Annotated in this window: 15 protein-coding genes and 2 pseudogenes; 10 read left to right on the top strand and 7 right to left on the bottom strand. The window is 67.1% G+C overall.

Annotated features, from left to right (window positions below; translation table 11 throughout):
- Positions 1-291 precede the first annotated feature (291 nt).
- Positions 292-642 (bottom strand): hypothetical protein, encoded by a 351-nt coding sequence (locus ACX9NE_RS21920; RefSeq protein ID WP_459363178.1) that lies wholly within the window; start codon positions 640-642, stop codon positions 292-294.
- A 169-nt stretch (positions 643-811) separates the two neighbouring features.
- Between ACX9NE_RS21920 and rbpA the strand changes: the two genes are divergently transcribed.
- Positions 812-1,147, top strand: a complete 336-nt coding sequence (gene rbpA, locus ACX9NE_RS21915) for an RNA polymerase-binding protein RbpA (protein WP_083114870.1) — start codon at positions 812-814, stop codon at positions 1,145-1,147.
- Between the two features lie 19 nt (positions 1,148-1,166).
- On the opposite strand, the pseudogene lnt reads toward rbpA, so the two are convergent.
- The 3 genes and pseudogenes from lnt to ACX9NE_RS21900 form a co-directional block, all read right to left on the bottom strand.
- A pseudogene (gene lnt, locus ACX9NE_RS21910) lies at positions 1,167-3,733 on the bottom strand (apolipoprotein N-acyltransferase).
- A gap of 178 nt (positions 3,734-3,911) precedes the next feature.
- A complete protein-coding gene (locus ACX9NE_RS21905; protein WP_459363243.1) occupies positions 3,912-5,444 on the bottom strand; it encodes an amidohydrolase in 1,533 nt (510 codons plus the stop codon).
- Positions 5,445-5,548: 104 nt separating this feature from the next.
- A complete protein-coding gene (locus ACX9NE_RS21900; RefSeq protein WP_459363177.1) occupies positions 5,549-6,073 on the bottom strand; it encodes an FxsA family protein in 525 nt (174 codons plus the stop codon).
- A gap of 72 nt (positions 6,074-6,145) precedes the next feature.
- On the opposite strand from ACX9NE_RS21900, the gene ACX9NE_RS21895 reads away from it, so the two are divergent.
- Together ACX9NE_RS21895 and ACX9NE_RS21890 are read left to right on the top strand one after the other, a co-directional pair.
- A complete protein-coding gene (locus ACX9NE_RS21895) occupies positions 6,146-6,838 on the top strand; it encodes a dienelactone hydrolase family protein (RefSeq protein WP_459363176.1) in 693 nt (230 codons plus the stop codon).
- Positions 6,835-7,350 carry a hypothetical protein gene (locus ACX9NE_RS21890; RefSeq protein WP_459363175.1) on the top strand — a complete coding sequence of 172 codons (516 nt, stop codon included), beginning with the start codon at positions 6,835-6,837 and terminating at the stop codon, positions 7,348-7,350. Before ACX9NE_RS21895 ends, ACX9NE_RS21890 begins: the two co-directional genes overlap by 4 nt.
- Positions 7,351-7,379: 29 nt before the next feature.
- Here ACX9NE_RS21890 and ACX9NE_RS21885 read toward each other — a convergent pair whose 3' ends face one another.
- Entirely contained in the window at positions 7,380-7,760 is a 381-nt protein-coding gene (locus tag ACX9NE_RS21885; protein ID WP_459363174.1) for a PPOX class F420-dependent oxidoreductase, read from the bottom strand.
- Positions 7,761-7,929: 169 nt separating this feature from the next.
- Here ACX9NE_RS21885 and ACX9NE_RS21880 point away from each other — a divergent pair, with 169 nt between their 5' ends.
- The 4 genes from ACX9NE_RS21880 to ACX9NE_RS21865 are packed head-to-tail and all read left to right on the top strand — an operon-like array spanning position 7,930 to position 11,712.
- On the top strand, positions 7,930-9,126 hold the full coding sequence (locus tag ACX9NE_RS21880) for a DUF1214 domain-containing protein (protein WP_459363173.1): 1,197 nt from the start codon (positions 7,930-7,932) through the stop codon (positions 9,124-9,126).
- Entirely contained in the window at positions 9,123-10,268 is a 1,146-nt protein-coding gene (locus tag ACX9NE_RS21875) for a sulfotransferase family protein (protein WP_459363172.1), read from the top strand. The genes ACX9NE_RS21880 and ACX9NE_RS21875 overlap by 4 nt, the downstream gene beginning before the upstream one ends.
- Positions 10,255-10,893: a TetR/AcrR family transcriptional regulator gene (locus tag ACX9NE_RS21870; protein WP_459363171.1), complete on the top strand. Its 639-nt coding sequence runs from the start codon at positions 10,255-10,257 to the stop codon at positions 10,891-10,893. Before ACX9NE_RS21875 ends, ACX9NE_RS21870 begins: the two co-directional genes overlap by 14 nt.
- 15 nt (positions 10,894-10,908) lie before the next feature.
- Positions 10,909-11,712, top strand: coding sequence for an SDR family NAD(P)-dependent oxidoreductase (locus ACX9NE_RS21865; protein WP_459363170.1), 804 nt, complete (start codon positions 10,909-10,911; stop codon positions 11,710-11,712).
- Positions 11,713-11,802: 90 nt separating this feature from the next.
- Here the strand turns inward: ACX9NE_RS21865 and cobN are convergent, their stop codons facing one another.
- Positions 11,803-15,387 carry a cobaltochelatase subunit CobN gene (cobN, locus tag ACX9NE_RS21860; protein ID WP_459363169.1) on the bottom strand — a complete coding sequence of 1,195 codons (3,585 nt, stop codon included), beginning with the start codon at positions 15,385-15,387 and terminating at the stop codon, positions 11,803-11,805.
- A 56-nt stretch (positions 15,388-15,443) separates the two neighbouring features.
- On the opposite strand from cobN, the gene ACX9NE_RS21855 reads away from it, so the two are divergent.
- On the top strand, positions 15,444-15,644 hold the full coding sequence (locus tag ACX9NE_RS21855; protein ID WP_459363168.1) for a hypothetical protein: 201 nt from the start codon (positions 15,444-15,446) through the stop codon (positions 15,642-15,644).
- Between the two features lie 3 nt (positions 15,645-15,647).
- Here the strand turns inward: ACX9NE_RS21855 and ACX9NE_RS21850 are convergent, their stop codons facing one another.
- Complete coding sequence (locus tag ACX9NE_RS21850) at positions 15,648-17,189, bottom strand: molybdopterin-dependent oxidoreductase (RefSeq protein ID WP_459363167.1); 1,542 nt, start codon at positions 17,187-17,189, stop codon at positions 15,648-15,650.
- 206 nt (positions 17,190-17,395) lie between these two features.
- On the opposite strand from ACX9NE_RS21850, the pseudogene ACX9NE_RS21845 reads away from it, so the two are divergent.
- Positions 17,396-18,262: pseudogene (locus tag ACX9NE_RS21845) on the top strand (PE family protein); the annotation flags it as partial.
- Positions 18,263-18,552: 290 nt separating this feature from the next.
- Positions 18,553-19,380, top strand: coding sequence for an SDR family oxidoreductase (locus tag ACX9NE_RS21840; RefSeq protein ID WP_459363166.1), 828 nt, complete (start codon positions 18,553-18,555; stop codon positions 19,378-19,380).
- Positions 19,381-19,799 lie beyond the last annotated feature (419 nt).

Raw genomic sequence — 19,799 nt, 5'->3', positions numbered from 1 at the left:
GACCGCCGGATGCGGCTCTCGTCGAGTCATGAGACTCGCTGCACGGAGCGACCGCCTGGTGCAGCATTCCGACCAAGAATCTCGCTGGTGAGTATCGCCAACTCCGGCAGGATTTCAAAAACGTCGAATACTCCCAGCTACACGAGGAACGGCTGAGCACCCAACGGCGCGGACGATCCACCCGATGGATCCGCGACCCACTGCGCGCCCTCCGTACTCCCTTGTACTCCTGGCCCGCCGTCCATGGCGCGACTGTACCGGGTCGTGCTGCGACCGCGTTCGCAGTGCGGCTCAGACGCCGACGCGGCGCCAGCCGTCGGCTGCCCTGGCCGCGCGCAGCAATTCGTGGCACAGCTCGCGCAGTTCGGCGGCCGCCGCGCCTTCGTCCAAGGCGGTGGCGACATCCTCGGCGGCACATCGGACCTGGTAGACGCGGTCCGAGAGGTCGGCGGCCTCCTCAGCCGACAACACCACCGCATCGGCGGGCACGGCGGCCACGTCACCGCGCGAGATCATGGCCCGCTGTTCGTAGGCCCGTTGCCGGCACGACTGCCGGCAGTACTGGCGGCGGCGGCCCATTCCGGCGTCGGTCACGTCGCGACCACACCATCGACACGGCTGGGGCCGAACGCGACGACTCACGCCTGCCGACTTTAGTCCGATACCCGCTGCGATCCCGGTATCATGGACACTCGCGTCGCGCACCGCGCGGATTTTCCATATCGGGAACTTGTGCAGACGGTCTTAACGTTTGCTTAGACAGATTGAGAATACGGGAGCAGCAGCTCGCCGGACCCAAAGGAGCAGCACGATGGCTGATCGAGTCCTACGAGGCAGTCGCCTCGGAGCCGTGAGTTATGAGACCGACCGCAACCACGACCTCGCACCGCGCCAGATTGCCCGGTACCGCACCGAGAACGGCGAAGAGTTCGAGGTTCCCTTCGCCGACGACGCTGAGATCCCCGGCACCTGGCTGTGCCGCAACGGCATGGAAGGCACCCTGATCGAAGGCGACCTGCCCGAGCCGAAGAAGGTCAAGCCGCCGCGTACCCACTGGGACATGCTGCTGGAGCGCCGCTCGGTCGAGGAGCTGGAGGAGCTGCTCAAAGAGCGTTTGGAACTGATCCGTTCGCGCCGGCGCGGTTAGCCGCCGCGGCGCTCACCGATCACGTGTGGGCCCGGCTGGACCGGGTGCGCTCGCGCCGGCCCTCGATGCCCCACTGGGCGACCTTGACCAGCGCCTCACGGATGTTGGATCCACTCATCTTTGACACACCGATCTCACGTTCGGTGAACGTGATGGGCACCTCGACGACCACGAAGCCGCTGTTCACGGTGCGCCACGTCATTTCGATCTGAAAGCAGTAACCCTTGGAATCGACCGAGTCGAGGTCGATGGTCTCGAGGACCTCGCGACGATAGGCGCGGTAACCGGCGGTGATGTCGTGAATCCCGACGCCCAGGGCCACCCGCGAATACGTATTCGCCGTCCACGACAAGGCCCAGCGGCGCCACGGCCAGTTGCGGACGGCACCGCCGTGGACGTAGCGGGAACCGATCGCGAGGTCGGCACCGGCTTCGACGGCCTCCAGCAACCGGTACAGCTGCTCGGGCGCGTGGCTGCCGTCGGCGTCCATTTCCACCAGGACCGAGTAACCGCGGCCCAGTCCCCAGGCGAAACCTTCCAGGTAGGCGGCGCCCAGGCCGTTCTTCGCGGTGCGGTGCAGCACGTGGATGCGCGCCGGATCGGCCGCCGCCAGCTCGTCGGCGAGTTCACCGGTGCCGTCGGGGCTGTTGTCGTCGACGATCAGGACGTGCACATCGGGGCAGGCGTCGGTGACCCGCTGATGGATCAGCGGCAGGTTTTCCCGCTCGTTGTAGGTGGGGATGATCACCAGGACGCCCCGGCGGGGACTATCGCCCGCAACCTCGGGCACAGGCTGGCCGGTGGTCATGTAGCTCCTTCATTTCGCCCGATATACGTTCGCTCGCCCTCGTCGGACGGTGCGCCGTCAGCAGTCTCAACGTGCGCCACCGCTGATTCGTTCGCGGCGTTCACGTCCTCCGTTTCAGCTGACGGCGTATCGGAATCGTCAGGTTGATCGGCTGCCCCCGACCGACGCCGCAAACGCCGAAACCAGCCGGAGAAAGAACTATTGTGCCGTATCGCGAAGACGACCACCGCGCCAGCCGCCCCGACCAGGACCCACTGCAGGATCGGGCCCCAGCGCGTGGCCGGGGTCAGCCTGGTTTTCAGGCGTACCTGGGTGTCGAGGTAGTCGGGAACGAAGAAATCCGTGCGCTTGAGCTCGGCGCCGTCCGGGGCGATGACGGCGCTGATCCCCGTCGTGCCCGCCACCACCACGTAGCGGTCGTGCTCCACGGCACGGACTTTGGCAAAAGCCAGCTGCTGCTCACTCATCGTCTTGGTGAAGGTGGCGTTGTTGCTGGGCACCGTCAACAACTGCGCGCCGTGTAAGACGGAGTTGCGCGCCGCCCGGTCAAAGACCACTTCCCAGCACGTGGCGACCCCGACCGGGATGCCGGAAATATGCACTATCCCGCTACCCGGGACCGGGATGAAGTAACCGGCGCGGTCTGCGTAGCCGGACAGGTGCCTAAACAGCCACCGCATCGGCAGGTATTCGCCGAACGGCTGCACGATCGCCTTATCGTGCCGTTCAGCCGGCCCGCTGCCGGGATTCCAGACGATCATCGAGTTGGTGTATTCGGGTTTGTCCATCGTGCTGCCGGGGACGGCTTGCAGCGTGCCGATGAGGATCGGCGCCCCGATCGCGTCGGCGGCCTGCGAGATCTCCTGGCGGGCGTCGGGGTTGACGAAGGGGTCGATGTCCGATGAATTCTCCGGCCAGATCACGAAACGGGGTTGAGGAGCCAGCCCGGCGCGCACGTCCTCGGCCAGCCGTAGCGTCTGGCTGACGTGGTTGTCCAACACCGCGCGGCGCTGAGCGTTGAACTCGAGGCCGAGCCGGGGCACATTGCCCTGGACGACGGCGACGGTGATCGCCGGTTCACCGCCCGAGCCCACGCCCGCGTGCCGCACCTGTGGCCAGACCACGATGGCGGCCAATAAAACCAGGCAGATACTGACGCCGGGCAACATCACGGCGGGCGGTTCGGCCGCAACCGCGGATGCCTTTGAGCCGTTGGTCGTCGCGCCGGTCCGAAACCACTGCACGATCTGCGCTGCGATCGCTGCCACGCTGGTCCCGATCAGCGCGACGGCGGTCGACAGCAGCGGAACCCCGCCGAGCTGAACCAACGGTAGGAGCGGCCCGTCGGCCTGACCGAAGGCAATCGATCCCCACGGGAATCCGCCGAACGGAAAGTTCGATTTGACCCACTCCTGGGCACCCCAGAGCACCGCGAACCAGATCGGCCAACCGGGCAGCCGGCGCACCACCACCGCCCACAACCCGAAGAGTCCGGGCATGCACGCGCACACCGTCGTCAACACCAGCCAGGGCATGTCTCCGACCAATGTGCTTATCCAGGGCAACAGCGGCGCGTAGAACGCCATACCGAACAAGAATCCGTAGCCCAGGCCGCCGGCCGGCGTGGTGGCGGGATGGGTCAGCACCCACGTCAACAGCGCGATGGCTACGATGGCGGCCCACCACCAGCTCAGCGACGGGAAGCTGGCATACATCAGGAGACCGGCCACCACTGCGACGGCCAGCCGCGCCAGCCGCGGCCGCAGCCAAGACCCCATCGCAGGCGTGCGCGACACGCTGCGGCGTGCCAGCCGACCCAATCGCGCGGCGAAGCCGGGGCCCTGCGCTGGCAAATCCGATGAGTCGGTTTCCAGCGAATCGTCCGACGTTTGCTCACTGCCGATTTCGGGGTGGTCGGAGAGCTCTGCGCTCACAGTGCCGTCGGGCTCGCTGTCGCTAGCCATAAATGACCGCACCTCGGTGCACAGTCTGGCGGCACTGCGGCAACGCATCGTCGCCGTCCAGCCGCGGCAGCGCAGGGACCCGGGACCGCGGGTCGGTGGACCAGCGCTGGACGGCGTCCCGGGGTGCACTGACGTCGAGCACGCCGGCGTCCCACACCGCGTAGGACGCGGGCGCGCCGGGGACCAGGGTGCCGGTGATGCCGTCGCGGACGCCGGCGGCCCGCCAGCCGCCGCGGGTGGCGGCCCCGAACGCCGCTCGCGCCGACACCCCGCTTCCCGGCGTGCGGTGGTGCATCGCGGCGCGCACGCTCGCCCACGGCGTGAAGCCGGTGACGGGCGAATCAGAGCCGAGGGCGAGTGGCACGCCTTGGGATGCTAACAGCGCCAGCGGGTTGAGCCGGCAAGCTCGGTCCGGACCCAGTCGCTGTGCGTACATGCCGTCACTGCCGCCCCACAGGGCGTCGAAATTGGGCTGCACGCTGGCGATGACACCCCATGCTCCCAGCTTGGCGGCCTGGCGCTCGGTGACCATTTCCAGGTGTTCCAGCCGGTGACCGCAGCGAGCGACACCAGCCACCCCAAGTTGGTCCACCACCCGTTCGAAGGCATCGACGACCGCGGCGACTGCGGCGTCGCCGATCACGTGGAAGCCGGCGGTGACCTGGGCCTCGGTGCATGCCAGGAGGTGGGCGCCGATGGTCTGCGGGTCAAGGTGTGCGGTGCCGGTACAGGCGGGCGCATCGGCATAGGGCTCGTGCAGCCACGCGGTGTGAGAACCGAGCGAGCCGTCGACGAACAGGTCGCCGGCCAGTCCGTGCGCACCGGTCTCCGCGATCAGGGCGCGTGCCAGCTCGGGGGTCGTCACCGGCTCTCCCCAGTATCCGATCACCTCGACTCCGTGGTCGAGACTGCGCAGCGCCAGCCAATCGTCGAGCCCGCCGATCTGCGGTCCGGCGCATTCGTGCACCGCGACAATGCCGGACGCCGCCAACGCGTCCAGCGCCGCGAGGCGGGCTTCGCCGAGTTGGTCTGCGGTCAACAGGCCGCGGGCTGTCGTCCGCACCCGGTGGTGCGCATCGCCGGTCAACGGACGTTCGGGGTCGAACCCCGCGGCCGACGACAGATCGGGAATTAGCCGACGCAAACCGGGTGACGCGAGGGCGGAGTGCACGTCAACGCGAGCCAGGTAGGCGGGCCGGCCGCCCAAGGTCCGGTCCAGGTCCGTGGTGCTGGGCGGGCTGCCCTCGGGCCACGTCGACTCGTCCCATCCATGGCCTAACACCGGACGGCCCGGATGAGCCGTCGCGTAATCCGCGACCATCGTGAGCAGCTGCTCCCGCGACCGGGCGGCCCGCAAATCCAACCCGCTGATCGCCAGACCGGTTGCGCTCACATGAATGTGGCTGTCGACGAATCCGGGGGCCACGAAGGCGCCGTCAAGGTCTTGGACGTCGGCGCCGGGAAACTGACTCCTCGCCACGTCATCGCTGCCCAGCCAGACAATGACATCGCCGCGTACCGCCATGGCGGTGGCATCGGGATGGGTGGGACTGTGTACCCGCCCGTTCACGAGCAGCGTGGTAGATGTCACGACAAAACCCTAGAGGGCGGCTGGAAAGGCGCAGACCGCTACATGTACCGCTGGTCCGCCCGCGGAGCGGGAGTCAGCGTCGGCGGTTCCCCGTCGACCACGTCGATCACTTCGCCGTCGATGTAGTCCCGGCGGTCCCGGGATGGACGACGGCGGAACGCGTCTGCCAGGCCGGCCGCTTCGGCGCCACCGAGCGGAACGCGCCGAAGCAATCCGCGCATCGCGACGGCGGTGAGGCCTGGACGCGCGGCCGCCCGTATCGGGGGCACCAGCAGCAGCAGCCCCAGCACCGTGGTGGCCAGACCGGGAACGACGACCAGGCCGGTGGCCAGCGCGGTCAGCGCGCCGTCGCTCAGCGCGCTGCGTGGTTCTTGCACGCCGGACCGGAGTTGCATGAATTGCCGGGTGAGCTGTAGCCCGCCCATCGGAGCCCCTACACCCAATCCCAGGACGAGGGTGCCCAGCAGCAACGCCGCGGTCCAGCCGACGCCGATCGCCGCCGCCAGCCCGATAGTCACCATGAGCTCGACGACGGCGTAAATGAGAAACAGCCGTCCTACCATGTTTCGCCAACGTCCGGGCCACGCGCCCGAGTTCCGCGAACGGTCGCGGCTCGGCTGCAGTTAGATGACGCTATGACGACGATTGAGCTGAACACCCCGGCCGGACCGATCGATGCCCTGCTGAATGTTCCCTCCGGACAGGGAGCGTGGCCCGGAGTGGTGATCGTCCACGACGCGATCGGGTATGCGCCGGACAACGAGGCCGTTTCCGAACGCGTGGCTGGGGCGGGGTATCTGGCGCTCACACCGAATTTGTACGCGCGGGGTGGCCGGGCCCGTTGCATCACCCGGGTGATGCGCGATGTGCTGACCAAGCACGGGCCCGCCATCGATGACGTCATGGCGGCGCGGGAGTATCTGCTGGGTATGCCCGAATGCTCCGGGCGGGTCGGCATCGCCGGCTTCTGCATGGGTGGTCAATTTGCACTCGTGCTGTCGCCTAAGGGTTTTGGTGCCTCAGCCCCGTTCTACGGCACCCCGCTGCCGCGCAAGCTCAGTGAAACTTTGGACGGTGCGTGCCCCATCGTGGCGAGCTTCGGCAGCCGCGACCCGTTGGGCATCGGCGCGGCCGGGCGCCTGCGCAAAGTGACCACGGCCAAGAACATCACCGCCGACATCAAGTCTTATCGCGGCGCCGGGCACAGCTTCGCCAATCAGCTGCCTGGCCAGCCGCTGTTGCGCATCACTGGTTTCGGCTATGACGACGCCGCCACGGAAGACGCCTGGCGCCGGGTGTTCGCTTTCTTCGGCGAGCACCTGGGATGACGGTGACGCGCGCGTGGTGGGCCGCTGCCCTGCTGGTTCTCTGTTGTTCCGGGATCGGTCCGGCCGGCGCTGAAGAGTACACCGCGGCTGAGCGACAGATCATCGCGCTGCTGCCGCCCGGGTACACCGCTACCTCGTGCCGTCGGGCCACCGATCCCTTTCCCTCTTCGGTCGCCAGCCTGGACTGCACCGATGACATGCACAGCGACACGCCGGATTACGCACGGTTCACGCTCTACGACAATCTGGGCGCGCTGACCGCCGACTTCTACGAGACCGCCGCCATCATGTCGGTGTCGCCCTGCCCGGGCGGGAACGCCTCGCCGGGCACCTGGGATTACGGACCGCACCTGACCAGTCCCGGAGGCAAGATCGTGTGCGGTTCCGTCGAGGATCGGGCCGATATCGCGTGGACCTGCGATGCCCAGCTGCTGCTGGCCACCGTCAATGGCAGCCCCGATCTCAATGATCTGTACCAGTGGTGGCAGCGGTACGGCGCCGCAACGGGGTAAGCCGCGATCCCGGTCGGCGTTCGGGCCTGTCACGCCACCCGGAGCTCGAGTCCGACGTTGTTGTCCATGCCGCCCCGCAACTTGCTGAACAGGTTGAAGACTTTGCCGAGGATGCCGTAGCGCTTGCCGATCGCGTCGTAGACAAACTTCGTCTCCGATTTGTCGAGGATCGCCGCGGTGCCCTCGACGGGATCGCTCTTGGGGCGACCGCGCATGTCGCAGATGGCCAGTTGCACGCGCGGCGTATTGCGAATCCGCTTGACCTTCCACGACTTTCCCTCGGTGATGACCAGGAGGCGATCGCCGTCGGCCGCGGCCCAGATGGGAACCGGCTTGGGCCGTCCGTCCTTGGTGAAGGTAGTGAGCAGGATGTATTGAGCTTTAGCCAGGTCGGCGAAGGTCGGTGTCACGGTGCCAACTTACCTGGCCTTCGCCCGCCTTGACCTGCCGAGCAGTCGCAAAATCGCGCTCCAAGGGCCTTCAGAGTGCGACTTCGCGTCTGCTCGTTGACAGTGGCGCGGCAGGCGCGCGATAGTCGCCATTAAGTGAAAACGCTATTTTCATTTAAGGGGTGGGCCGGTGGCCTGGTTGCCGTTTTCCATCGCCCAGGCGGCGTTAAACGGTGACGCCCTGAGTGTCGGGCAGGCCTGGTCGCATTTGCTGGAAAGGCTCCGCACCGCCGCGGCCGCCGTGGAATCCGACCCTGCCAACCGAAACCGGGCCGATCTCACCGCCGGCATGCGGCATCTGCTGGTTCTCCTCGCGGCCGGCATCGACGAAGTGTTGCGGTTCGACCCGGATCCGGTGCTGCGGGTGCAGCCCACCAGCACCGACGACGTGCTGACCTGGGGGATGGAATGCCCCGACTGCATCTACACCAGAGCGGTGTTGCGCGCCGGAGAGAGCTACCGGATATCCGGCAACCGCGGCACCGCGCGCTACGTGGGCCTGCAGACCATGGATGGCATCGCGGCGACGGCGAACGCGTTGGTCGACGAACTGGGAACCGACGACGCAGGCAACTTCGAGGTGGTGTTGTCAGCTGATCGGCAGCCCGGAAACTGGATGCGCACCGAGGGCGACCATCCCACGTTCACGGTGCGGCACTTCTTCTACGACTGGGGCACCGAACGCGCGTCGTCCCTGCGGATCGAACGGCTTGGTGAGGCGGTTACGGCTTCCGGCAGGCCGATCGATGTTGGAACCGCGCTGTCCCGGCAGATCAAGGCGCTAGGCGACTTCGTCAGCGAGAACCTGGGGTTCTTTCTGCAGTTCGGTGCGGCGGCCCCGGTCAATGGGTTTCTCCCGCCCATCGACCGCAGCGACATGGGGGCAGCCGCGGAGAATCGGCCGGTAATCGGCCGGTGGGAGCTCCAACCCGGCGAGGCGCTGATCGTGGAAGTCGAACCGCCCGAAGGTATGTACTGGAGCTTCTCGATCGGCAACCCCTGGTGGGAGACCATCCACTACGGCCGTCACCAGTCGAGCCTGAACGGATACCAGGCGGCGCTGGATTCCGACGGCCGCGTCCGGGTGGTGTTGTGTGCCGAGGACCCGGGGATAGCCAATTGGCTGGACACCGCGGGGCACAGTAACGGCCCGATCATTCTGCGGTGCGTGCGGACCGAGACGGCGCCGACGCCGACGACGCGCGTGGTCCCGGTCGGCGAGGTGCTTTCGGCACTGCCGCCGGACACCGCGACGGTGACCGCCGAGCAGCGGGCAGCCGTGCTGACCGCGCGCCGGCATGCGGTGCTGGAAAGGTTCGGACGGTGATGTTCAGCGCGGACGAGTTGGAAGAAGGCGCCTGCGCCGCAATGGGTTTGGAAGATTTCGGCTCGCCATACTACCGCGAGGGCCTGGAACGCATCGTCGACGCCTTGAACACCGAAGCCGATCTCAACGACATGGGTCGCGTCATTCAGCACGCAACGATCAGCAACGCGCTGATCCAGCGACTCAAGATCGAGGACACCTACGCGCGGCACCCCGAGATCGACCATCAGGTAGTGGACGGGCCGGTGTTCGTCATCGGATTGCCCCGCACCGGCACCACCGCACTGAGCCAACTGGTGGCGGCCGACCCGCAATTCCGTTCGTTACGGATGTGGGAATCACAGGCCCCTACACCACCGCCGGAGTCCTCGACCCAACACGATGATCCGCGCATCGCACGGGCCGAGGCCGGCCTGAGGATGCTCGACGACATGTTCCCGTTGATGAAGACGCTCTACAACTCCGAGGCGACCGCGCCCACCGAATGCCAGGATCTGATGGGAATGAGTTTTCGGACCTTTCACTTCGACGGGGCCGTGCGCGCACCGGCATATCTGGCGTGGCTCATGCACTGCGACATGCGCGAGACTTACACCTTCCACCGGCGGGTGCTCAAGCTGCTGCAGTGGCATTGCCCGCCGAACCTGTGGCACCTGAAGACACCGGTGCACATGTTCGCCCTCGACGCGCTGGTCGAGGCGTATCCGAACGCCAAATTCCTGTGGAGCCATCGAGATCCCGCCACGGTGATGGGCTCGGTCTGCAGCCTGATCCACTACGTGCGCAGCTGGAGCAGCGACCGCGACGACGCCCACGAACTCGGACGCGAGCAGGTCGACAGCTGGGCCGAAGCCGTGCACCGCGCCATGGACTTCCGGCGGCGGGTGGGCGATGACAGGTTCGCGGATGTGTCGTTCGCGGATCTCCAGACGGACCCGGTCACCACCCTGCAGAACAGTTATGAGTCATTGGGTTTGACGTTCACCGACGCTTCACTGACAGCCGTGCGGCACTGGGCCCACGCGCATCAGCCGGGCTCGCGCGGCGCGCACGACTATGACCTGACCGAGTACGGCCTGACCCCCGAAGGCGTCCGGGAGCGGTTCGCGGACTATCTCGCCACCTACGATGCCACCGCCTGAACACACGACGGCGGCACGGACCCGGCGCCGGGACAAGCTGGCCCCGGACCCCGGGGTACGTCGCGAGATCCTGGCCGCCGCGTCGACGGCCGTGCGCGAAGACGGCGTCGGAGGGCTCAGCATCGGCGCGGTATTGCAGCGAGCCGGATTGAGCACCCGGGCCTTCTATCGGCAGTTCGGTTCCAAGGACGAACTGGTGGCTGCGGTGTTCCTCGAATCGGCGCGGGCCGAGACGCGACGGTTGCGCCACCGAATGGATACTGCCGCAACGGAAATCGACGCGGTGGTGGCCTGGATCGACGGCCGGTTGGACCTGGCGTTCGACGACACCGTCCGCGCTGACCTACGGCGCCTGTCGTTGGAAGCCCAATCCCAGATGTCGGGCGCACCGCACCTCATTCAATCCGCCTATGCCGAGATGCTGCTACCGCTGCGCGAGGTGCTCGAGCGTGGGTTGCGGCACGGGGTGTTTCGTGGCGTCGAACCGGAGTCCTGCGCACAGTTCATCCACGGCGTGGTGTGGGCGGGCATCGACCGGCACTGGAGGGCCGGTGACAGCACACCCGGCGACCTCCGCGATCGGGTTGTGCGGTTCTGTTTAGGCGGGTTGGGCGTGGACCGTTAACGAAGGAGTCTATCCATGGATCTCGGGTTTGCGGGATCTACCGCGGTGGTCACCGGCGGTAGTAAAGGGATGGGGCTGGCCATCGCCGAGACGTTGGCGGCCGAAGGAGCCAGCGTGGCGGTGATGGCCCGCGGACAGCAGGCGCTCGATGCCGCCGTCGCCGCATTGCGCTCAGCGGGCGCACCGGAGGCGGTGGGGATAAGTGTGGACATGGCCGACGCCGACTCGATCGCGGCGGGCTTTGACGCCGTCGCCCAGCAGTGGGAACGATTGAACTGCGTGGTGCACACCATCGGCCCTGGCGACGGCTATTTCGAGCAGATGGACGACGCGGATTGGGATGACGCGTTCGCGCTCGGCACGATGTCGGCGGTGCGATCGGTCCGCGCCGCGTTGCCGATGCTGCGGTCTGCGGACTGGGCGCGCATCGTCACCCTAGCGGCCCACTCCATTCAACGGCAGAGCCCACGCCTGGTGGCCTACACCGCATCGAAGGCGGCGCTGGCCAGCATCACCAAGAACTTGGCCAAAAGCCTTGCCAAGGACGGCATTCTGGTCAACTGCGTATGCCCGGGCACCATCGTCACGGCCAGCTTCACCGAGAACCTCAAAGACATTCTCGCCGCCGACGGTCTGGATGCGACCAACCCGTGGGACGTGATGACCTGGATCGACAAGAACTTTCACCACCCCTGCGACCTTGGGCGGGCAGGGCTGCCCGAGGAGATCGCCTCGATCACCGCATATCTGGCGTCTCGGCGCAACGGGTATGTCACAGGTGCGACGGTGAACGTGGACGGCGGCTCCGATTTCGTATGAGGTGCCCCGGCCCCCTGGCGCGAGCAGACACAAACTCGCACAAAAGCGCTGCGCGCTGTGCGAGTTTGTGTCTGCTCGCCAGAGAGCGGGTCAGCCCTCTAGGTCGCCTTCGGTTTCCAGCAGCACCTGGCGAAGTCCGTCGAGCGTGTCGGGTTGCGGCTCGGCCCACATGCCACGCCCGGCGGCCTCCAGCAGCCGCTCCGCCATGCCATGCAGCGCCCACGGATTGGACTCGTTCATGAACTTGCGGTTCTCCGGGTCCAGCACATAGCGCTCGGTGAGCTGCTCGTACATCCAGTCGGCCATCACCCCGGCGGTGGCGTCGTAGCCGAAGAGATAGTCCACGGTTGCGGCCATCTCAAACGCACCTTTGTAGCCGTGCCGGCGCATCGCGGACATCCAGCGGGGGTTGACCACGCGAGCCCGGAATACCCGCGTGGTCTCCTCCGACAGCGTTCGGGTGCGGATGGAGTCGGGCCGGGTGTTGTCGCCGATGTAGGCCGCCGGCGCCTGGCCGGTGAGCGCGCGCACGGTAGCCACCATGCCGCCGTGGTACTGGAAATAGTCGTCGGAATCGGCAATGTCGTGTTCAAGGGTGTCGGTGTTCTTGGCGGCCACCGCAATTCGCCGGTACTGCCGGTTCATATCGTCGACGGCTTCACGGCCGTCCAGGTTGCGGCCGTAGGCGAATCCGCCCCAGGCGGTATACACCTGCGCGAGGTCGGCGTCGTCGCGCCAGTTGCGGCTGTCGATCAGCTGCAGCAGCCCCGCGCCGTAAGTCCCCGGTTTCGATCCGAAAATTCGTGTGGTAGCGCGTCGTTGATCACCGTGCTGAGCCAGGTCCGCCTGTGCGTGGGCGCGGACGTAGTTGGCCTCATCCGGCTCGTCGAGCCCGGCGACCAACTGGAACGCATCGTCGAGCATGGTGACGACGTGCGGGAAGGCGTCGCGAAAGAACCCGGAGATCCGCACGGTGACATCGATGCGGGGCCTGCCGAGCTCGGACAATGGGAGCACGGCCAGATCCACGACACGCCGGGATGCGTCATCCCAGACCGGCCGCACACCCAGCAGCGCCAGCACTTCGGCGATGTCGTCGCCGGCGGTGCGCATCGCCGAGGTGCCCCACATCGACAGGCCGACCGACTGCGGCCACCGGCCGTGGTCGGCTCGGTAGCGCTGCAGCAACGAATCCGCCAGCGCCACACCGGCTTCCCAAGCCAGTCGGGACGGCACCGCCTTGGGGTCGACGGAGTAGAAATTGCGTCCGGTGGGCAACACATTGACCAGGCCGCGCAGCGGCGAACCCGACGGACCCGACGGTATGAACCGGCCCTCCAACGCCCGCAGCACCTGGTCGATCTCCGATGCGGTGCCGGCCAGCCGGGGTACCACCTCGGTGGCCGCAAAGCGCAGCACGGCCGCGACGTCACCGTTGTCGGTGAGCCGGTCAGCGGTCGCAGGGTCCCAGCCCGCTTCCTGCATCGCCGCCACCAAACCGCGCGCCGCGGCCTCAGCGTGATCAACGGATACCCGCTCGTCGCTGCCGTCCTCGGCCAGGCCCAGCGCCTGGCGCAGGCCGGGCAACGCATGCGCACCGCCGAACAACTGACGGGCCCGCAGGATAGCCAGCACGAGATCGAGTTCGCTATCCCCCGTAGGTTTTTGGCCCAGGATGTGCAAGCCATCGCGGATCTGCACATCCTTGATCTCGCACAGCCAGCCGTCGACGTGCAGCAGCATGTCGTCGAAGGTGTCTTCTTCCGGTCGCTCGGTCAGGCCCAGGTCGTGGTCCATCTTGGCGGCGCGGATCAGGGTCCAGATCTGTTGGCGGATGGCGGGCAGCTTGGCGGGGTCCAGTGCGGCGACGCTGGCGTGTTCGTCGAGCAGCTGCTCGAGACGGGCGATGTCGCCGTAGGTTTCGGCGCGGGCCATCGGCGGGATCAGGTGGTCGACCAGTACCGCGTGCGCCCGGCGCTTGGCCTGGGTGCCCTCGCCCGGGTCGTTGACCAGGAACGGGTAGATGAGCGGCAGATTGCCCAGTGCGGCGTCCGATCCGCAGGCCGCCGACATGCCCAGCGTCTTGCCCGGCAGCCACTCCAGGTTGCCGTGCTTGCCCAGGTGCACGATCGCGTGCGACCCGAAGCCGGCCGGACAATCTTGAGAAAGCCAGTGGTAGGCGGCCAGATAGTGGTGGCTGGGCGGCAGGTCAGGGTCGTGGTAGATGGCGACGGGGTTCTCGCCGAATCCTCGCGGCGGCTGCACCATCAGGACCAGGTTCTCGGATTGGATTGCGGCGATGACGATTTCACCGTCGGGATCGTTGCTGCGATCGACGAAAAGATCGCCAGGCGGCGGTCCCCAATGCCGGGTCACCGCGTCGGTCAATTCGGCGGGCAGGGTTGCGAACCACTCGCGGTACTGGCACGCGGGCACCCGGATGGGATTGTCGGCGAGCTGTCCTTCGGTGAGCCAGTCGGGGTCCTGGCCACCACGTTCGATCAGTGCGTGGATCAACGCGTCACCGTCGCCGGCCTCGACACCGGGCAGATCGCCGACGCGATACCCGCTGTCGCGCATGGCCCGCACCAGGGCCACCGCGCTGGCCGGGGTATCCAGGCCGACGGCGTTGCCGATGCGCGCGTGCTTGGTCGGATAGGCCGAGAAAACCAGCGCCACCCGCTTGTCGGCGGGCGCGATGCGGCGCAACAGCGCGTGCCGGATCGCCAGGCCTGCCACCCGGTCACAGCGCTCCGGGTCGGCGACATAGGAAATCAGCCCGTCGTCGTCAATCTCCTTGAACGAGAACGGAACCGTGATGATGCGGCCGTCGAACTCGGGCACCGCGACCTGAGTGGCGACGTCAAGCGGGCTCAGACCGTCGTCGTTATCGCTCCACTGCGCCCGCGAGCTGGTCAGACAGAGCCCCTGCAGGATCGGAACATCCAGCGCGGCCAGATGTTCGACATTCCAGCTGTCGTCGTCTCCCCCGGCTGATGCCGCGGCCGGCTTGACTCCCCCGGCGGCCAGCACGGTGACCACCATGGCGTCGGCAGCACCGAGTGTGTCCAGCAATTCGGGTTCGGCGGTCCGCAGCGAGGCGCAGTAGACCGGCAGCGCACGCCCGCCGGCTCGTTCGATCGCCTGACACAGCGCCTCGACGTAGGCGGTGTTGCCGGCCAGCTGCTGGGCACGGTAGAACAGCACGGCGATCGTCGGGCCTTCGCTGTCAACAGCGGGTCGCTGCAGCACCCCCCAGCTCGGCGTCGCCACCGGGGGCGTGAAACCGAACCCGGTCATCAGCACGGTGTCGGACAGGAAGGCGTGCAACTGGCGGATGTTGCTGACGCCACCATGTGCCAGGTAGATGTGCGTCTGCACCGCGATGCCCGCCGCAACGGTGGAGCGATAAGTCAGGTCAGCGTCGGCGGCCTGCTCGCCGCTGACCAAAACGGTCGGCACCCCGCTGGCCAGCACCGTGTCGATGCCGTCCTCCCAGGCTCGGTAGCCGCCGAGAATCCGCACCACCACGATCGAGGCTGCCGCGAGCAGGTCGGGCAACTCCACCTCGGACAACCGCGCCGGATTGGCCCACCGGTAGTTCTTTCCGCTGGAACGGGCGCTGATCAGGTCGGTGTCGGATGTCGACAACAGCAGGACAGTCGGCTCAGCCACTCACCATTCGTACCGCACAGCCGAGGAACCGCCGAATCGGCGCGTAAGGTTCCGGTATGGGCAGGGGCTTCGTGGTCACTTTCGCGGTCGGGCTGATCATTGCCTTATTCGGTCTGATCTGGGCCCTGCAGGGGTTCGGAGTGCTGGGCGGTAGCCCGATGAGCAACACCACCACCTGGTCGGTCATCGGTCCGGTCACCTCGCTGATCGGACTCGCGATCGCGGTATTGAGCTGGCGCAAAATGTCTTCCAGGTAGGCCTTACTTCTGCGTCACGGAAAAGCTCACCGTGTGCCAGCCGGTGGCGCCGTCGGGAACGGGATCGGACCGCTGCTCCGTTTGGACGGCTCCGGTGTTATCGATTGCCCGCACGGTAATGGTCTGCTTCCCAGTGCTTTTCGCCTGCCACTGATAGGTCCACAACCGCCAGGTCTCGTTGGAATAGGTTGCGCCCAGCTCAGCTTGCTGCCACGCCCCGTCGCCGATGCGTACTTCGACGGCCCGCACACCACGATTCTGTGCCCACGCGACCCCGCCGAACACGACCGGCCCGAGCGGCACCTGCTGACCGTTTCTCGGCACGTCGATCCGGGACTCGGTCTTGACGGGCGCCTGCGCCGCCCAGCCCTGCCGTGTCCAGTAAGCCTTTGCCCTGTCGAACCGGGTCAGCTCCAGGTCGACGACCCACTTGGTGGCCGACACGTAGCCATAGAGTCCCGGCACCACCAGGCGGGCCGGGTAACCATGTTCGACCGGCAGCGGCTGACCGTTGAGGCTGACAGCCAGCAGCGCGTCGCGGCTGTCGATGAGGGACTGCACCGGCGTGCCGGTGGTGAAGCCGTCGATGGAAGTCGAGAGCACCATATCGGCGTCTTTGTGCACACCGGCGGCCGCCAGCAGATCCGCCAGCCGGTAGCCCGTCCAGATACCCGTCGAAATCAGTTTTCCACCAACGGGATTCGATACACAGGTCAGCGTCGCCACCGTTTCGATCAGATCGAAGCGGGTGAGGTCGTCGAAGCTGTACGTGGTTTCGCGGTCCACCATGCCGTGGAGGCGCAGCCGCCAGTCGCCGTGGCTGAGCTGAGGAACACTGAGTGCGGTGTCAATCCGGTAGAACTCGGTGCTGGGGGTGATGAAGCGCGGGAGCGCAACATCTTTTGGTTGCACGTCCGCGGGGATCGGTGGTGCCTTTGTTCTCGGCGGGGGCAGGACGAATGTCTTGCGGTCGGCTGCCACCGAATGTGACAGCCGCGCGATGACCGCACCCGCGACGCCGCTGACGACTCCGAATCCGAGCACGCTCAGAATGATCAGCCTGCGCCTGCCCGCATCCGCCCGGTCGCCGCTGCCGGCCACGTCGTTGGAGTCCGGCCGGATCCGGCGGGTCAGCATGCGCAATGTCGCCACGCCGCAGGCGGCGCCGATGATGGTCGGGATGGTGTCGAGTGCTGAAGCGTTTTGCCGCGTCAGCACGGCGACACATCCGAGAACGCCCGCCGCGGCAATCACAGCGCTGCCGAGCGGCCGGCGCCGAGTCTCGAGGGTGCCGGCGATCGCGGCCAATGTCGCGATCACCACGAGCACAGCGACGGCGAGGAAGAGCTTGTCCAACGTGCCGAGGGTCTGGATCGCCCACTCTTTGATCGGCCCCGGTGTCAGGTCGACGACCGCCGAGCCGACGGCGGTGCGCGCATCGGCCCGCCCATCGAACGGGATACCGACCAGCTGAGCCACCCCGAGGGCGACGGCCGCGGCAGCGACGCCCACGAGCATCCTCTCGTTCGACGGGACTGCAGCCATCGCACAACTTTAGCCGTGTTACACACGCGGCACGTAAACCGTTGTCGCACAATCGAACAACGAGGGGTTTTGCTGCTGCGGGCGCACCTGCTCAACCCCGGCGAAAGTTCTGCGTTCAACCCGCAGACATCGGGCCGCACCCGGCGTAGTCTCCACAATCATCCGATTCACCGATACGTCAGTGCCGACGTGGCAGGAGGATGGCGATGTCGCAGCTATGGACCGTTCCGGAACTGCTGACTTCCACCGCGACGGATCTCTCCGATATCGGCTCGGCGCTCGTCACGGCCAACGCGGCGACGGTGGCGCCCACCGCTGAACTACTGCCCGCAGCCGCGGACGAAATCTCTACCGCCATCAGGTCGGTGTTCGCCGACCACGCCCGGGTTTATCAGGCGCTCAGCCGCCAGGCAGCGGCGTTGCATGACCAGTTCGTCCAGGCATTGAGCGCCGCGGCAGGCTCGTACGCGGCCGCCGAGGCGGCCAACGCCTCACCGCTGCAGACGGTGACGGACAACCTGCTGGGCGCAGTCAATGCGCCCACCAATGCCCTGTTGGGACGTCCGTTGATCGGCAACGGCGCCGACGGAACGGCGGCCAACCCGAACGGCAGTGCCGGCGGGTTGTTGCTCGGCAATGGCGGCAACGGCTTCTCATCGATCACCGCCGGGGTGGCGGGCGGTGCCGGCGGGGCCGCGGGGCTGATCGGCAACGGCGGCCTCGGCGGAAACGGTGGACCAGGCGCAGCCGGCGGCGCCGGCGGCCAGGGCGGCTACTTGTACGGCAATGGTGGCGGCGGCGGCATTGGCGGCCCGGGGACCAGGATCGCCGGCTCGACCAGCCTCAATGCCGGCGTTGGAGGTGCAGGTGGCGCCGCCGGGATGTGGGGCGCCGGGGGAGCCGGCGGGCAGGGTGGTAGCGGCGGAACATACATCCATCCGCTCCCGGCCGGGGCGAGCATTCGACTGTCGGACTTCGTTTTGAACGGCGGCACCGGCGGTGACGGCGGACGCGGCGGATGGCTGTTCGGACCGGGCGGCGCTGCCGGGCCCGGCGGCCCAGGGAGTACGGGAACCGCGGTCCTCACCGTCCCGGGCGGACCCGTCACCTACACGGTGGCTGTTCTCAACGACACCACCGGGGTGGCGAATGTCAGCTTCGCCGTCGCACCCGGCTCAATTCTCGCGGTGAGTGCTCTCGGCGGGACCCTGGCCCCGGGCGCCTCGATGGCGACGACAGTCTTGGTTCCAGCCGCCTCGACCGGCGGTTCGGTCTTCGTCAACTCCAATGTGCTGGGACAACCGGGACATGCCGGCAACGCCGGCGCCAAGGGGCTGCTGTAGCGCCGGGTAGCGTGAAGCGGGTGACATCCTCGGTTGCCGGAAAAGTCGTCGCCATCACCGGGGGCGCTCGCGGAATCGGCCTGGCCATCGCCACCGTCCTGCACCGTTCGGGTGCCAAGGTCGCCATCGGCGACATCGATGAAGCCGGCGCCCAAGCAGCGGGTGACCGGCTCGGGCTGCAACTGGCCCTCAGACTCGACGTCACCGATCGGGAGTCCTGCACCGCGTTCCTGGACGCCGTCGAGAATCAACTGGGTCCGCTGGACGTGATGGTGAACAATGCGGGCCTGATCGCGGTCGGCAGCGCCGTGGAAGAGAACGACGAAGCCACCCGGCGCCTGTTCGACGTCAACGTGCACGGCGTCATCCTCGGCACCAAGTTGGCCACCCAAAGGATGCTGCCCCGGCGCCGCGGCCACGTCATCAACATCGGGTCGGTGAGTAGCGTGCTGCCCACCGAGGGCATCGCAACCTACTGCGCCACAAAGCATGCCGTGCTTGGTTACACCGACGCGATCCGCCTGGAAAACCGTGGCCGCGGCGTGCACTTCTCGGTGATCATGCCGACCTTGACGAATACCGAGATGGTCGCCGGAGTCGGGCACGCCAAGGGGTTCAAGAACGCCGAACCGGAAGATGTCGCGCGGGCGGTGGTGCGCGTGATCGCAAAGCCGGAGCCGCATGTCGTCATCCCCCGTTCGCTGGGGATGACGCTGTGGGCTCAGCGCCTCATGCCGGTGGGCCTCGCGGAAGCGCTTGGCCGTGCATTGGGCGCAGGACGCGTTTTCACCAGCGACCTCGATGCCAGCAAGCGCGCGGCTTATGCCCGCCGGACAGGGACGTCGTAAAGGCACGCGGGCTTGGGCCTGTTGTCGACAGTGGGCTGTTTGTCCATGCTGGTTGTTTCGGTGCTGTAGCTGTCGGCCTGGCATGACCGCCGTGCCGATGGCCTTACCGACCGCGCCCGGTGGTCGTGCGACAACTGGGACGCTATGGCTGGCGAAGTAGCTGCAGCACAAGGTATCAGCCACGGCACGGCGTCCGGTCGGATGTATCTTGCCGTGGCCGCGCCCGGAATTGCGCGCCGGTGCCGGCCAGTTCGGCTAGGAAGGTTCCGCGTCGAACCCGCGGTCACACAGCACCAGCATGTCGGTCTTCAGCAGCGGCAATTGCGCTCACGCGTAGTCGACTTCGCGCGTGGGGTGGTGACGATGAACGTGCGGAAATAATGGCCTGATCTGGCTGGTCAGGAAATCACGCGGTCCCC

The sequence above is a fragment of the Mycobacterium sp. ML4 genome (assembly GCF_054515735.1).
Note: the sequence above shows the minus strand (reverse complement) of the source record. Positions and strands in the feature narration are given on the sequence as shown.

Coding starts and splice junctions, on each gene's coding strand:
- ACX9NE_RS21895 (WP_459363176.1), top strand. CDS start 6,146: ATGACGACGATTGAGCTGAACACCCCGGCCGGACCGATCGATGCCCTG.
- ACX9NE_RS21870 (WP_459363171.1), top strand. CDS start 10,255: ATGCCACCGCCTGAACACACGACGGCGGCACGGACCCGGCGCCGGGAC.
- ACX9NE_RS21865 (WP_459363170.1), top strand. CDS start 10,909: ATGGATCTCGGGTTTGCGGGATCTACCGCGGTGGTCACCGGCGGTAGT.
- ACX9NE_RS21850 (WP_459363167.1), bottom strand. CDS start 17,189: ATGGCTGCAGTCCCGTCGAACGAGAGGATGCTCGTGGGCGTCGCTGCC.
- rbpA (WP_083114870.1), top strand. CDS start 812: ATGGCTGATCGAGTCCTACGAGGCAGTCGCCTCGGAGCCGTGAGTTAT.
- ACX9NE_RS21905 (WP_459363243.1), bottom strand. CDS start 5,444: ATGGCGGTACGCGGCGATGTCATTGTCTGGCTGGGCAGCGATGACGTG.
- ACX9NE_RS21890 (WP_459363175.1), top strand. CDS start 6,835: ATGACGGTGACGCGCGCGTGGTGGGCCGCTGCCCTGCTGGTTCTCTGT.
- ACX9NE_RS21900 (WP_459363177.1), bottom strand. CDS start 6,073: ATGGTAGGACGGCTGTTTCTCATTTACGCCGTCGTCGAGCTCATGGTG.
- ACX9NE_RS21855 (WP_459363168.1), top strand. CDS start 15,444: ATGGGCAGGGGCTTCGTGGTCACTTTCGCGGTCGGGCTGATCATTGCC.